Source organism: Mycobacterium sp. BMJ-28 (assembly GCF_054404835.1).
Genome location: NZ_CM136783.1, coordinates 5,994,397 through 6,007,958, shown reverse-complemented (window position 1 = coordinate 6,007,958; position 13,562 = coordinate 5,994,397). Strand labels below are relative to the sequence as shown.

Below are 13,562 nucleotides of genomic sequence, written 5' to 3'. Positions count from 1 at the left end.
GGTCAGCAACTCCACGCCAGACGCAACGCCGCGCAGGTCTCGGCTACCGGTCGATCCCCGTAGGTTTGCTGTTCGTACCGCCGCACCGCCAGTAGTGCATTGATGACGTCGGCGGTGAGGAGATCGGCTGCGGTATGCGAGTTTTCGAGGGCATCGAGGACGGTCGCCTGCTCGGCCCGAAGCGGTTCGACCTTTCCCGCGGGATTGTCGGGAACTTCGGCCGGTAGCGGCAGATCCTCCTCGATGCCGCGCAGCGCGCTGCCCAGGAAGGCGAGCACGGCCAGGTAGGGGTTGGCGCTGGGGTCGACGATCTTCAGCTCCACGTTGGCGCCGTGGGGATTGCCCGGGGTATCGGCGATGAAGCGCACCGCCGCCTCCCGGTTCTCCAGCCCCCAGCAGCACGCCGCCCCCGCCCAGTTGCCAGGCTTGAGTCTGGTGGCCGACAACACCGAACCGGCATAGACGCCAAGCAGATCCGGCAAGCTGTCCAGGACGCCGCCGATCGCTGCCGCACCCGCGGGCCGCATCCGGTGTGGATCGGTACCGCCGGAGAAGAGCGGCCCTTGCCGGTCGGCCAGGGACATGTGCAGGTGTGCGCCGTTGCCGGCCTCGCCCTCGAACGGGACCGGAGAAAACGACACCTTCATCCCGTGCCGCGCGGCGGTCCGTCCGATCACGATTCGGGCGAGGATCACCGCGTCGGCCGCAGCGACGGGAGGCAACGGCGTCACCGAGATCTCGACCTGGTCCCGGCCGTACTCGGTGTGCACCTGGTCGATGGGTAGTCCGGCCCGTTCGGCGGCGACGACCAGATCGGTCAGGAAGGCAGCCTGTTCCAGCGATGGTCTGATGCCGTAGGGCGACCACGGGTCGACGGTGGCGTGCCCACGCTCGGGTGAGAGCAGGGTGAATTCCAGCTCGGCGCCCACCTGGGCGGTCAGGCCGTGCCGCAGCAGGGTGGCTTCCTTGGTGCGCAGCAACGACCGCACGCACAACGCCGCCGGTTCGCCTGCCTGATCACCCAGGACGGCGGGTGCCCAGGCGACCCCGTCGCCGATCAGGTGCAGGTCAACAGGATCGATACGCAATCGCTGATCACCGACCACGCCGAGACTCGGTGTGAAGGCGATGGTGCTGTCGACGCAGAACACGCTCCATGACGGCGACACACCCATCCCGGCCTGCGTGAATGCGCCCAGCCGGTCGACAGGCACGTACTTGGCCCGGGTGACGCCCGCCAGGTCGGTGAGCGAACCGGCGACGAGTCGTACGCCGTCGGCTCGCAGTTGGGTCTCATTGGTCATCGGGACTCCCGAGAATGCGTTGTCCGGCGAGATTACCGCCCGAATTCGGGAATCGCGCTGGTCATTGCATACCCTGGACGAATGGCAGGTGGAACGAAGCGGTTGCCGCGCGCGGTGCGTGAGCAGCAGATGCTCGACGCCGCCGTGCAGATGTTCTCGATCAACGGCTATCACGAGACGTCGATGGACGCCATCGCCGGACAGGCTCAGATCTCCAAGCCGATGTTGTATCTGTACTACGGCTCCAAGGAAGAACTGTTCGGGGCGTGTCTGGATCGCGAGCTGAACCGGTTCGTCGATGTGGTGCGCGGTGACATCGATTTCACGCTGAGCCCGAAAGACATGCTGCGCAACGCGGTGGGTGCGTTCCTCGGCTATATCGACAAGAACCGGTCGTCCTGGATCGTGCTCTACAGCCAGGCGACCAGTTCCCAGGCGTTCGCCCATACCGTGCGCGAAGGTCGCGAGCGGATCATCGAACTGGTCGGCAGGCTGCTGCAGTCGGGCACCCGACATCCGGAGCCGGATGCCGATTTCAACATGATGGCCGTCGCACTGGTGGGCGCCGGCGAGGCGATCGCCGACCGGGTGAGTACGGGCGACGCCGACGTCGCCGACGCCACCGAGTTGATGATCAACCTGTTCTGGCGCGGACTGAAGGGCCGGCCGTCGGAAAAATCGGCGGACTCTGCGTAGCGGTCAGAGCCCGCGCACCGTCGCGGTCAGGTGCGGGTAACCCTTCTTCAAGTGGCGCAGCGCCAGGTCCCAGCCGGCTGCGTCGCGGTTCACCCACAGCCCGGCCTTGGCCGGAAGCAGCACCGGCTTGCCGAACTTCACCGAGTAGCTCACCGCTTCCGGTAACTGACCCTCGATATTGCCCAGCACCGCCGCGGCACTGAACATTCCGTGCGCGATCACCGTCGGGAAGCCGAACAGCTTGGCGCCCAACGAGTTCGTGTGGATCGGGTTGTGGTCGCCGCCGATCGAGGCGTAGGACCGGATCTGTCCGGGTGTGATGCTCAGCACCGCATTCGGCGGTGGCAGCTTGGGCTGTGCGGCCGGTTCCGGACGGGGCTCGCCGGACAGGCTGGTGCGCTGCTGGTTCAGGAATGTCGTCACCTGATGCCAGGCCACCTCGTTGCCGATCTTGAGCTCGGTGACGATGTCGACGAGCAGACCCTTGCGATGCTCGCGCAGGTTCTCCGCGTGCACCGCCACGTCCACCACGTCGCTGACCGCGATCGGCCGGTACTGGGTGATGCGGTTCTCGATGTGCACCGAACCCATTGCGGGGAAGGGGAAATCAAATCCGGTGACCAGCGACATCACGGTCGGGAAGGTCAGTGCGAACGGATAGGTCAGCGGTACCGTGTCACCGAACTTCAGCCCCGTCACCCCGGCATACGCCGCGACGTTGGCCGCGTCGATCCGGACGTCGGGTACGTGCACGGTCCGGTCCGGCAGACCGCCGGAGAGGCCACCGCGCGGCACGAACGGCAGCGCACCGGCCACCGCTCGCGCCATGTTGAGCAGGCCGTTGGGTTGGTCGCTCATCACGCCCCCAGCAGGGCCTGGCCGCAGACCCGGATCGTGTTGCCGGTCACCGCGTTCGACGCCGGGCTGGCGAAGTAGGCGATGAGCTCGGCGACATCGACGGGCTGGCCGCCCTGGAACAGCGAGTTCAGCCGGCGGCCCACCTCACGGGTGGCCACCGGGATCGCCTCGGTCATCTTGGTCTCGATGAAACCGGGCGCCACCGCGTTGATGGTGATGCCCTTCTCGCCCAGGCTGGGCGCCAGCGTCTCGGCGATGCCGATCATGCCCGCCTTCGTCGTCGCGTAGTTGGTCTGCCCGCGGTTGCCGGCGATACCGGCCATCGAGGACAGTCCGACCACCCGGCCGCCCTCACCGAGGGCGCCCGCCGCGACCAGGCCTTCGGTGAGATTCAGCGGCGCAAGGAGATTCACCGCGACGACGGAGTCCCAGCGGGATTCGTCCATATTGGCCAGCAGCTTGTCGCGGGTGATGCCGGCGTTGTTCACCAGCACGTCGACCTTGCCGCGATGGTGCTCGGTGACGTGGGCGATGATCTTGTCCACCGCGTCGGCGGCGGTCACGTCGAGCGCCAGGGCGGTCCCGCCGACCTTGGCGGCCGTCTGCTGCAGGGCCTCTTCGGCCTGCGGGACGTCGACCGCGACGACGGCGGCGCCGTCGCGCGCGAACACCTCGGCGATGGTCGCGCCGATACCGCGGGCCGCACCGGTCACCACGGCGACCTTGCCGGCCAGCGGCTTGTCCCAGTCGGCCGGCGGCACCGAATCGGCTGCGCCGACCCGGTACACCTGGCCGTCCACGTACGCGGATTTACCGGACAGGATGAACCGCAGGGTGGATTCCAGACCGGTGGCGGCCGGTTTCGCGTCGGCGGCCAGATACACCAGCGACACCGTCGAGCCGCGCTGCAGTTCCTTGCCCAGCGAGCGGGTGAAGCCCTCCAGCGCGCGCTGCACGATGTGCTCATGGGCGGTGGCGGTCTCCGACGGGGTGGTCCCGATGACGACGACGCGACCGGACGCGCCCAGGTTGCGCAGCACCGGGGTGAAGAACTCGTAGAGCGCCTTGAGCCCGGTCGGCTCGGTGATGCCGGTCGCGTCGAACACCAGCCCGCCGAACGAGTCGGCCCAGCGGCCACCGATGTTGTTGGAGACGACGTCGTAGTCGTCGGCGAGGGCGGTGCGCAGCGGTTCCACCACCCGCCCGTCGCCGCCGATCAGCAGCGAGCCGGCCAGCGGCGGCTGGCCCGCCCGGTAACGACGCAGGGTTTCGGGCTGGGGTACGCCCAGTTGCTTGGCCAGGAACGATCCGGGCCCGGAGTTGACCACTTGGGTGAACAAATCGGAAGCCATGGGATCTAACTTACTCCAGAGTAAGAACGCCGGGTAACATTGGGATATGGCTAACACGAATTCTCGCCGCGTTGCGGTCCTCGGCGGTAACCGGATCCCCTTCGCCCGCTCGGACGGCGCCTACGCCAATGCCTCGAACCAGGATATGTTCACCGCCGCCCTGGACGGTCTGATCGATCGCTTCAACCTCAAGGGCGAACGGATCGGGATGGTCGTCGGCGGTGCGGTGCTCAAGCACAGCCGCGATTTCAACCTGGTCCGCGAGAGCGTGCTGGGTACGTCGCTGTCGCCGTACACCTCGGCGTATGACCTGCAGCAGGCCTGCGGCACCGGTCTGCAGTCGGCCATCGCGGTGGCCAACGGCATCGCCCTGGGCCAGTACGACTCCGGTATCGCCGGCGGCGTGGACACCACCTCCGATGCGCCCATCGCGTTCGGCGACAACCTGCGCCACGTGCTGCTCAACCTGCGCCGCACCAAATCCAACGTGGACCGGCTCAAGCTGGTCGGCAAGCTGCCCGCCGCCATCGGGGTCGAGATCCCGACCAACGGTGAGCCGCGCACCGGGCTGTCCATGGGTGAGCACGCCGCCATCACCGCCAAGGAGTTCGGCGTCAAACGCGTCGACCAGGATGAGCTGGCCGCGGCCAGCCACCGCAACATGGCCGCCGCCTACGACCGCGGCTTCTTCGACGATCTGGTCACCGGCTTCCTCGGCCTGTATCGGGACAACAACCTGCGTCCGGAGTCCAGCCCGGCGAAGCTGGCCAAGCTCAAGCCGGTCTTCGGCGTGCGCAACGGCGACGCCACCATGACCGCGGGTAACTCCACCCCGCTGACCGACGGCGCCTCGGTCGCCCTGCTGTCCAGCGAGGAGTGGGCCGCCGAGCGCAACCTGCCGGTGCTGGCCTACTTCGTGGACGGCGAGACCGCGGCGGTCGACTACATCAACGGGCCCGACGGCCTGCTGATGGCGCCCACCTACGCGGTGCCGCGGCTGCTGGCCCGCAACGGCCTGACCTTGCAGGACTTCGATTTCTACGAGATCCACGAGGCGTTCGCGTCGGTGGTGTTGGCGACGCTGGCCGCTTGGGAGTCCGACGAGTACTGCAAGGAACGCCTCGGCCTGGACGCTCCGCTGGGCAGCATCGACCGCAGCAAGCTCAACGTCAACGGTTCGTCGCTGGCCGCGGGCCACCCGTTCGCGGCAACCGGCGGCCGGATCGTGGCCCAACTGGCCAAGCAGCTCGCCGAGAAGAAGCAGCAGACCGGTCAGCCGGTGCGCGGCCTGATCTCGATCTGCGCGGCCGGCGGCCAGGGCGTCACGGCGATCCTGGAGGCCTGACACTCCGCCGAAACGGTATTCCGGCAGGTCGCCACTCGCACTTTCGCTGCTGGAATACCGTTTCGCCGGGAGTCGCAGAAAATCTCGAAAAAAGTTTCGCCGAACGTGTAACGCCGTCCGGAACTGCGTCGATACACCTGATAGCTCCGTGTTGCCGTCTGACCCCCCGACCCGACGGCAACACGGGGCATTTATTTTGCCCCGTCGCTTCGCTCGCCCTGGCCTACTTTTTGGGCTCCTTGGATGCCCTGATCGGTCCCGGGGCGGCCGGCGCGAACAGGCTGCCCGCCAGGCTGCCGCGTGCCGTGAGCACCGCCACCAAACCCCAGGTGCAGAGCAGCCCGACATAAGCGACCACGGCCGCCACCTTGAACGCCGGCAGCCCGGTGTGCACCGCCAGCTGCGTGGTGCCGGTGACGAAGGTGCCGACCGGGAAGGTCAGGCTCCACCAGGTCAGCGCGAACGGCATCCCGCGTCGTAGCGTGCGCACGGTCAGCGCGGTCGCCAGCGCGATCCACAGCACCGCGAAGCCCCAGACCGGGACGCCGAACAGGATCGCGAACACGCTCATCCCGGCCGCCACGTCGGCGGGTGCCGCCAGCACCGCGTTGGCGCCCAACAGCCCGGCCGCGGTGATGCCCTGCCCCAGCGGACCCAGCACGATCCACAGCGTCGGGACGCGCGCCGTCCCCGATGTTCCGTAGTGAGCCAGCCGGCTCCAGATCATGCTGATGATGATCAGCGCGGCGATCAGCGACAGCCCGAACATCGCGTAACAGCCGTACAGCATCGTCGTGCGCCCGGTGCCCGGCGCCATGTGCGGGATCAGCAGCGCCCCGGCGGCCGCCGACACCATCGGCGGCACCACCGGCATCAGCCAGCCACCGAAGGCCGCATCGGGCCCGACATCGATCTGGGTGAACATGATGAACGGGATAGTCAGGGCGGTGAACAGCCCACCCACCGTGCCCGCCGTCCACAGCATCCAGTCGATGTCGACGGCCAGCCGCTCGCCGATCAGGTCCCGGCCCACCAGAATCGCGCCGGTCCCGACGGTGAGCAGCGCCATCGGTGCGGCGCCGTAGAAGTGGGCCATCTGCGGGTTGCGCACATAACTACGGGCCACCGTGGGATGACGCACCCACTGCACCGTCACCGCGACCGCCAGCACCATCAGCAGTGCCGCGGCCACCACCCAGACGGCCTCGGCGAACCCGCGCAGCCCGGGCAGGTGAATGGGCAGGGTCGCGCCCGCGGTGGCGACGATGCCGGTCCCCATCACCGATGCGAACCAATTCGGCCCGAAGTTCCCCAGCCGTGACTGCTGCGTGGTCATGATGCGATATTCAACAGGCGGACACCCGCAACGCAAAGGAGCGCGTCATGCAGGTCAGTATCTTCGGGTCGTTGAGCGGCGGCGGATCGCCCGTGGACGGCACGGTGAAATATCTCGCGCAAGCTCGCGATGAGGGTTTCCGGCGGGTCTGGATGACCCAAATGCCTTACGAGCCGGACCTTCTCACCGTGCTGGCGGTGGCGCTGCGCGAGGTGGACGGTATCGAGGTCGGCACCGGCGTGGTACCGATCCAGAATCAGCACCCGATGCAGCTCGCTCAGCGCGCGCTGACGCTCAACCTGATCGCAGGCGGCCGGTTCATCCTCGGGCTGGGCATGACACACGCCGCCGTCACCGAGGGCATGTGGGGGATCCCGTGGGACAAACCGGTGCGCCGCCTCAACGAATACCTCGACGGGCTGCTGCCGTTGCTGGCCGGTGAGCCGGCGGCCGCGACGGGGGAGACCGTCACCACGCGGGGCGCCCTGCAGATCGCCGGTGCCCCGCGCCCGGATGTCTACATCGCCGCGCTGGGGCCGCAGCTGCTCAAGATCGCCGGACGCCGGACCGAGGGCACCATCACCTGGATGACGGGGCCCAAGACGCTCGGTGGCCACGTCGGCCCGGGGTTACGCGACGCCGCCGGGGAGCGCCCGGTGCGGGTGGTGGCCGGACTGCCGGTGGCCGTCACCGATGACGTCGACGGCGCACGGGCCCGGGCGGCCGAACAGTTCGCGATGTACGGGCAGCTGCCGTCGTATCGGGCGATGCTCGATCGCGAGGGTTATGCGAGTCCCGCAGACGCCGCCCTGATCGGTGACGAGGCCACGGTGACGGCCCGCGTCGAGGAGCTCAAGGCGGCCGGCGTCGACGAGTACGTCGGCGTGCTGTTCGACACATCACCCGAGGTCAGAGCTCGGACGCGGGCACTGCTACGGACGCTGGATTCGGACTGAAATTGCCTCTGGTGTGATCTTGATCACGGGCGTACATTCGTCTGCACGACGGGTTCGGGAAGTGACTGATCCAAAGAGCCGGAACAGAGGTGAAGATCCGGCCGCGTGCCATACCGAAAGGTAGTGAAGACGCTCCTCAAGGGTCCTTCCCGAACCCGCCCATTTTTGTGCTCATGGTGAACAGGCGCGCGCGGCGGCGCTTCGGCGGTCAGGATGCAGGCATGGGCGAGGTCATCCGCATACACCCCCGCCGGCAAGCGCCGGAACCTCTGTGGCGCGAGGTCCTGGGTCGCCGGCTGCGCGCCACGCGGCAGGCCCAAGGGCAACGGCTGGTCGACGTGGCCGAGCGGGCCGGCGTCTCACCGCAGTACCTCTCGGAGATCGAGCGGGGCCGCAAGGAACCGTCCAGCGAGATGATCGCCGCGGTGTGCGGGGCGCTGCAGACCGATCTGGTGCGCCTGCTCGGCGGTATCTCGGCGGACCTGAGCCGTCCTGCCGCCCGGCCGCTGCGTGGCCCGACGTTGTTGGCGGCCTAACCGTTGCGTTGGTCGAGCACCCGATCGGCCAGGCCGTAGGCCACCGCCGCTTCGGCGTCGAAGACCCGGTCCCGGTCGGTGTCGTGGCGTAGCTGCTCGGTGCTGCGGCCGGTGTGGCGGGCCAGGATGTTCTCCAACTGACTGCGCACCCGCGCCACCTCGTCGGCCTGCAGGATGAGGTCGGGAATGGTGCCACGGCCCTGCGCGGCCGGCTGGTGCAGCACCACCCTGGTGTGCGGCAGCACCGCTCGGCGTCCCGGTGCTCCTGCGGCAAGCAGCACCGCACCGGCCGCGACGGCCTGGCCGATGCACGTCGTGGCCACCGGCGCCTTGATGAACCGCATGGTGTCGTAGACGGCCAGCATGGCCGACAGGTCACCGCCCTCGGAATTGATGTACAGCGCGATCTCCTGCTCGGGGTTGTCGGCCTCCAGGTGCAGCAGTTGGGCGATGAGGGCATTGGCGACACCCGGATCGATGGCGGTGCCGAGGTAGACGATGCGCTCGCTGAGCAGGTGCGAGTAGACGTCCATGATGCGCTCGCCGCCCGTGGTGCGGGTGATGACGTTGGGGATCGTATAAGTACTCATGCGTTGATCCCGAAGTGCTGCTTGCGATTCGGGGCGATCTCGGCGAACTCGCCGACGATGTGGTCGATGAATCCGTACTCGCGCGCCTGGTCGGCGGTGAACCACCGGTCGTGCAGCGAATCGGCGAAGATGCGATCGATGTCCTGGCCGGTGTCGGCCGCGATCAGGCCGAGCACGGTGTCCCGGGTGTGGCGCAGGTCGTCGGCCTGGACCTCCACCTCGACGGCCGAGCCGGCGATACCCGCCGAGCCCTGATGCATCAGGATGCGTGCGTGCGGCAGCGCGAACCGTTTGCCCGGCGTCCCCGCCGAAAGCAGGAATTGCCCGGCGCTGCAAGCCAATCCGAGGGCGAGCGTGCCTACGTCGCTGGGGACCAGCCGCATCACGTCGCGGATGGCCAGCATCGCCGGAACCGATCCGCCGGGGGAGTGGATCCACAGCCAGATATCGTCGCCGGAGTCGGCGGCCAGGGTGAGGAACTGGGTCACCAGGACGGTCCCGTTGTCGTCATCGAGGGCCCCGTCGAGCACCAGGACTCGTTTACGGAACAGGTCTTCGCGTAGCTGACGGCTGAACAGCGGTGGTTTCTCGGTCATGCTTGCACCCTGCCCGCTCCGGTGCCGATCGCGCTGGCCGCGCTGCTGTGAGCAGAACGGAGCCCGGTTCACTCAGGCCAGTATCGATGCCAGTTCGGTGCGGGAGACCGACACCCGCTGCGGACCCGCGACCTCGGGCAGCCACATGCCCTGGCCGATGTAGAAGATCACCGCGTCGTCGGTGAGCGCGAAGTCCTGATACACCTTGGCGCCCAGGGTGTTGTGCGGTGCCGGGTCCAGGTAGCCGACCCAACGCTTCTCCATCTCGCGTTGCACGATCGCGTCGAGCGCGCCGACTGCGCCTGGTGTGAATGCGGTGTCGAAGGTGATCGGTGCGTGCGTGCCGGGGTCGTAGTTGAAAGCGCGGAACGACGTCACCGGGTGGGCGCCGGTGTCGCCGTACACCTCGAGCACGACGCTCGCCGTCGAGCGCGATGCGTACGAATGCGGGGTGATGCCGCGGTCATACGTGCGGTCCCGCCGCGGGATGGAACCGACGAAAGCAATGAAATCATGCTTGTCCGTGGCGATGTAGTCGGTCAGCGACTGCTGGTCGGGGTAGTCCAGCGGATAGCTGATATCGATTGCGTACGTTTCACTTTCGGCCACGATGTGGCAGGTTCGGGCGGCGTCGACGGACCCGCCCAGGTCTGCGCAACTGCGTACCGGCTGCGCAGAGGCGGGTGCGCAGAACGCGATGGCGCCGATGAGAAGCGCCGCCGATGCCGTGATGAGCCGGGTCACGGCTTGACCGGGTAAAGGCGGACGTCTTCCACGCCGCCGCCGTTGATCGGCGCACCGAGGAGTACGTCCGACCTGTTGGTGACAGGGTCGTAGGACACCAGCGAATTGCCGCCACCACAACCGACTTGGCCCACCACTATCAGTTTGTCGCCGCTGACGCCGGCCAGACCGACACTGTCGCTGACACCTGGGATATGAACGCGCTCGGTGTGCCCATCTGCGGTCAGCTTGGAGACGAAGGTGGTGCCGCATGCGCCCGCGGTGGGCAGGAAGGTGCCGTTGGCCGTTGCGAAGGCGTTCCAGTTGCCGTAGTTGCCCTCGAACCCCGGTTGGTCGTCGTGCGTGTTGACCGCTGTGAGCGCGGTGGGCTTTGCGCCGTCCAGCGGTACGGTCCACAGCTGCTCACCACCCCCGCGCTGAATTTCGCAATGGGCAAGCAGGACGTCGTCGGTCCACCACTTCACCGGTGCGCAGGTGGCGTTCGACATCGGTACCGGCAGGGTTCGGTCGATCGATCCGTCGTTGCCGACGATCACCAAGCTGTTATCCGACCTGGGCACGACCTCGTTGCCGAGGTTGGCCGTGGAGAGCACCAACTGTGTTCCGTCGGGGAACGCGAGGTAGTCGCCGCTGAACTGCCCGGCACCACCCAGATCGTCTGTCGGATAGGACATCTGCACATTACCGCTGGCATCGATACGCGTGAGGGTCCCCGGCTCGGCACCGTTGTAGCTGTTCGACACCAGGAATGCCCTGCCGTTGGGTTGCGTGTACCGCACCGTTCCGGTCACGGGGAAGGACGTGCGCTCACCGGTGTGTAGATCGAGGGAGATCGCTTGTCCATCTTGACCGTAACCCGGGGTCAGCAGCACATGGCTGCCGTCTCCGGACCAGTCGGACACGTTGGTGGCCGACTCGGCGGGCCCGAACTCGGCCATCGGGTAGTGCTCCCCGGCCGGGGAGACAAGGTAGAGAACCTGGGTGGCGGTCTCCGGGGTGGGCTCGCCGGGGACGGGCGGCGTGCCGGGGTGATGCGGAGTGACGGGGCTCCACATGGCCACCACCCAGCCCGGCCCGACCTGATCCCACGGTACGTCGGCGGCACTGTGCGCAGAACCTTTGGCTGCGATTGGCGCTGACACCGGTGTGGTCGCCTGCACGGGCGACGCAGATTGCTTATTGGTTTGTACTGCAACCGAAGTCGGCTCCGATGTGCACCCGGCAAGCATGATCGATGCGAGCGCTGCGACGCACATGGTGTGAGTGGTGAAGTGGTTCATGACGGTCTTTCAGGAGAATCGGCCGATCGCGATGCGCGCGAATCGGGTTACGGTGTCGCAGGGTTGGTAGGTTGCGGTGGCGCGGTAGATGCGGTTGTCCGTCAGCCGCGCGATCACAGTCGTGGACGGCGGTGTGGTCATCGGTTCGGTGATACAGACCGGCTCGGCGGTGGCGGGCATGGCGCCGGGTGCCAGCACTTCGGAGCTGATGCCGAGACCGGGTTGTTCGCCCGATATCGCATACCAACAGCCGGCCGGTCGTGGCGTTGCGGCGACCGGCTGTCCGAGGATGTCTGTTGCTTCTCGGGCGCTCACCCAGTCGCACGGTGTTGAAGGGTCGGCCGTCGCGGTCGGGGCGAGCGTCACCGCCGAACCGGCCAGCATCAACGCCGCAAGGAGCTTCATGACCGCGGCCGGTAGCACTTGCCGGCAGGCCAGTTCCACAGCGCACGGATGTTCTCGGGGATCGGGCACGGTGCCTGCCCGGCTGGTATCGGTCCGAAGCCGATGGCGGTCGGGATCCAGGTGGCGCCGGGGATACCCGGCTGCATGAACGACATGTAGCTGTTCTGGTCCTGGAGCTGGATCGCTGCCTCGGGATGGGTACCGTCGGTGTGCAAGGCGGCAGCGGCCCAGCGGATTCCGGTCTCCGGGTCCACGGCATAGTAGGACTGGCCTTCGCGCAGGCCGGTGAATTCCGACGCCGGCCGCCCGGTCAGCACTGCGCCGGCCTGAATCAGCTCGGCGCGCACATCCGGTGTCAGCGGTAGGTTCACCGCGTCGTCGGCGTGCGCGACCGGTGACAGCACAGTGGCGACGGCGAATGCCGCGATGGCGGTGGTGATGAGTGTGCGTGGCACGGCAGCTCCCTTTCAGTCACCCGAAATGCTGCGACCGCCGCCTTGGCACATTCTTGGGGGCGCATTCTTGGCTCGTGCATCAGTCCGAGTCGAGGCCGTCCAGCGCCCAGATCGTGAGGTAGGCCAGGCCGAAGAACACCGCGACCGCCACCGCCACGCCCGTCGATTGCACGTACGCCAGCGGTGAGCGCACCCATTCCAGCGTCCCAGCCACCACCGCGTCCGGCCGCGTGACCAGATCCCACGAGTTCCACCGCTGGAACCGCCCGATCACCACGCCGACGGCGCACAACCCCACCGACACGATGACCAGGAACCACCCGGCGGCCGCGCCGAACTGGCTCTCGACGCGATTGTGCACCAGCCGCATCGACACCACACCGAGGACGACGCCCGTCCACGCCGCGAATCCGTACTGCAGGATGTGCCGCCACAGCTCGACATCATCGCCCAGGTGCACCAGATCGGTCACCAGATAGGGCGAGTTCGGCAGGAACGCCAGCCACAGCACGCCCAGCGGCAGCAGCCAGATGCCGCGCCGCACACTGGCGAAGGCGACCGCGGCCACCATCGGGATCCACGCCAGGAACAGATTCCAGATCAGGAACCGCGAGGGATAGGACAGCGGCGCCTCGGGATCCGTCACACCCAGCACCACGGTCAGCGCGGTGGTGGCGGCCAGGGAGACGAGCAGGATGGCGCGTCGGGCATGCAGCATGACGTCAATCTTGCCGATACGCGCCGTGCCGTTCCCCCGATCGGGGGACAACCACTTCACCCGATGCATCCACCGGTCACCCGACAGATCCGGAGCGCCGTTCGGAGCATTGTTATCGCAACGGAGAAAGCAACTCACACAAAGGATTACCGAAATGATCAAGCACCTGGGACTCGGCATCGTCACCGCGGGCATCATCGGCGCGGGCGCCCTCGGCCTGGCCGGCACCGCCGCCGCGGCCACCACTGCACAGGGCCCCACCGGCCCCGGCTACTCCTACAGCCCTGAGGTCAAGGCCCACCCGGCGCCGACCATGGCGCCCGGCTGGCACCACCACCACGGCCCCGCCCGCATCGCCGTGCTGCAGAACCGCTGACACAAAAACAAGTGC

Annotated in this window: 16 protein-coding genes; 5 read left to right on the top strand and 11 right to left on the bottom strand. The window is 67.6% G+C overall.

Going from position 1 to position 13,562, the window contains the following annotated elements; translation table 11 throughout:
• Positions 1-2: 2 nt before the first annotated feature.
• A complete protein-coding gene (locus ACXPWS_RS29715) occupies positions 3-1,304 on the bottom strand; it encodes a type I glutamate--ammonia ligase (protein ID WP_458710084.1) in 1,302 nt (433 codons plus the stop codon).
• 81 nt (positions 1,305-1,385) lie between these two features.
• On the opposite strand from ACXPWS_RS29715, the gene ACXPWS_RS29710 reads away from it, so the two are divergent.
• Positions 1,386-2,000 carry a TetR/AcrR family transcriptional regulator gene (locus tag ACXPWS_RS29710; RefSeq protein WP_458710083.1) on the top strand — a complete coding sequence of 205 codons (615 nt, stop codon included), beginning with the start codon at positions 1,386-1,388 and terminating at the stop codon, positions 1,998-2,000.
• A gap of 3 nt (positions 2,001-2,003) precedes the next feature.
• On the opposite strand, the gene ACXPWS_RS29705 is transcribed toward ACXPWS_RS29710, so the two are convergent.
• A complete protein-coding gene (locus tag ACXPWS_RS29705) occupies positions 2,004-2,858 on the bottom strand; it encodes a MaoC/PaaZ C-terminal domain-containing protein (RefSeq protein ID WP_458710082.1) in 855 nt (284 codons plus the stop codon).
• Positions 2,858-4,210: a 3-oxoacyl-ACP reductase gene (locus ACXPWS_RS29700; protein WP_458710081.1), complete on the bottom strand. Its 1,353-nt coding sequence runs from the start codon at positions 4,208-4,210 to the stop codon at positions 2,858-2,860. The genes ACXPWS_RS29705 and ACXPWS_RS29700 overlap by 1 nt, the downstream gene beginning before the upstream one ends.
• Before the next feature lie 46 nt (positions 4,211-4,256).
• On the opposite strand from ACXPWS_RS29700, the gene ACXPWS_RS29695 reads away from it, so the two are divergent.
• A complete protein-coding gene (locus ACXPWS_RS29695; protein WP_458710080.1) occupies positions 4,257-5,555 on the top strand; it encodes an acetyl-CoA C-acetyltransferase in 1,299 nt (432 codons plus the stop codon).
• 223 nt (positions 5,556-5,778) lie between these two features.
• Here the strand turns inward: ACXPWS_RS29695 and ACXPWS_RS29690 are convergent, their stop codons facing one another.
• Positions 5,779-6,891, bottom strand: a complete 1,113-nt coding sequence (locus ACXPWS_RS29690; protein WP_458710079.1) for a TDT family transporter — start codon at positions 6,889-6,891, stop codon at positions 5,779-5,781.
• 47 nt (positions 6,892-6,938) lie between these two features.
• Here ACXPWS_RS29690 and ACXPWS_RS29685 point away from each other — a divergent pair, with 47 nt between their 5' ends.
• Positions 6,939-7,847, top strand: a complete 909-nt coding sequence (locus ACXPWS_RS29685; RefSeq protein ID WP_458710078.1) for a TIGR03564 family F420-dependent LLM class oxidoreductase — start codon at positions 6,939-6,941, stop codon at positions 7,845-7,847.
• A gap of 221 nt (positions 7,848-8,068) precedes the next feature.
• Positions 8,069-8,383, top strand: coding sequence for a helix-turn-helix domain-containing protein (locus tag ACXPWS_RS29680; RefSeq protein ID WP_458710077.1), 315 nt, complete (start codon positions 8,069-8,071; stop codon positions 8,381-8,383).
• On the opposite strand, the gene ACXPWS_RS29675 is transcribed toward ACXPWS_RS29680, so the two are convergent.
• The 7 genes from ACXPWS_RS29675 to ACXPWS_RS29645 form a co-directional block, all read right to left on the bottom strand.
• The gene (locus ACXPWS_RS29675; protein ID WP_458710076.1) at positions 8,380-8,973 is read right to left on the bottom strand and encodes a ClpP family protease; all 594 of its coding nucleotides are present in this window, start codon (positions 8,971-8,973) and stop codon (positions 8,380-8,382) included. The two genes, ACXPWS_RS29680 and ACXPWS_RS29675, sit on opposite strands and share 4 nt — an antisense overlap.
• Positions 8,970-9,569: a ClpP family protease gene (locus ACXPWS_RS29670; RefSeq protein WP_458710075.1), complete on the bottom strand. Its 600-nt coding sequence runs from the start codon at positions 9,567-9,569 to the stop codon at positions 8,970-8,972. Before ACXPWS_RS29670 ends, ACXPWS_RS29675 begins: the two co-directional genes overlap by 4 nt.
• Before the next feature lie 72 nt (positions 9,570-9,641).
• On the bottom strand, positions 9,642-10,313 hold the full coding sequence (locus tag ACXPWS_RS29665) for an RsiV family protein (RefSeq protein ID WP_458710074.1): 672 nt from the start codon (positions 10,311-10,313) through the stop codon (positions 9,642-9,644).
• Positions 10,310-11,455, bottom strand: a complete 1,146-nt coding sequence (locus ACXPWS_RS29660; RefSeq protein WP_458710073.1) for a hypothetical protein — start codon at positions 11,453-11,455, stop codon at positions 10,310-10,312. The genes ACXPWS_RS29665 and ACXPWS_RS29660 overlap by 4 nt, the downstream gene beginning before the upstream one ends.
• Before the next feature lie 147 nt (positions 11,456-11,602).
• Positions 11,603-11,998 (bottom strand): hypothetical protein, encoded by a 396-nt coding sequence (locus ACXPWS_RS29655; RefSeq protein WP_458710072.1) that lies wholly within the window; start codon positions 11,996-11,998, stop codon positions 11,603-11,605.
• Positions 11,995-12,453: a hypothetical protein gene (locus ACXPWS_RS29650; protein WP_167155700.1), complete on the bottom strand. Its 459-nt coding sequence runs from the start codon at positions 12,451-12,453 to the stop codon at positions 11,995-11,997. The genes ACXPWS_RS29655 and ACXPWS_RS29650 overlap by 4 nt, the downstream gene beginning before the upstream one ends.
• Positions 12,454-12,532: 79 nt before the next feature.
• Entirely contained in the window at positions 12,533-13,171 is a 639-nt protein-coding gene (locus ACXPWS_RS29645) for a DUF1361 domain-containing protein (RefSeq protein WP_458710071.1), read from the bottom strand.
• A gap of 154 nt (positions 13,172-13,325) precedes the next feature.
• On the opposite strand from ACXPWS_RS29645, the gene ACXPWS_RS29640 reads away from it, so the two are divergent.
• Positions 13,326-13,547 (top strand): hypothetical protein, encoded by a 222-nt coding sequence (locus ACXPWS_RS29640; protein WP_458710070.1) that lies wholly within the window; start codon positions 13,326-13,328, stop codon positions 13,545-13,547.
• Positions 13,548-13,562 lie beyond the last annotated feature (15 nt).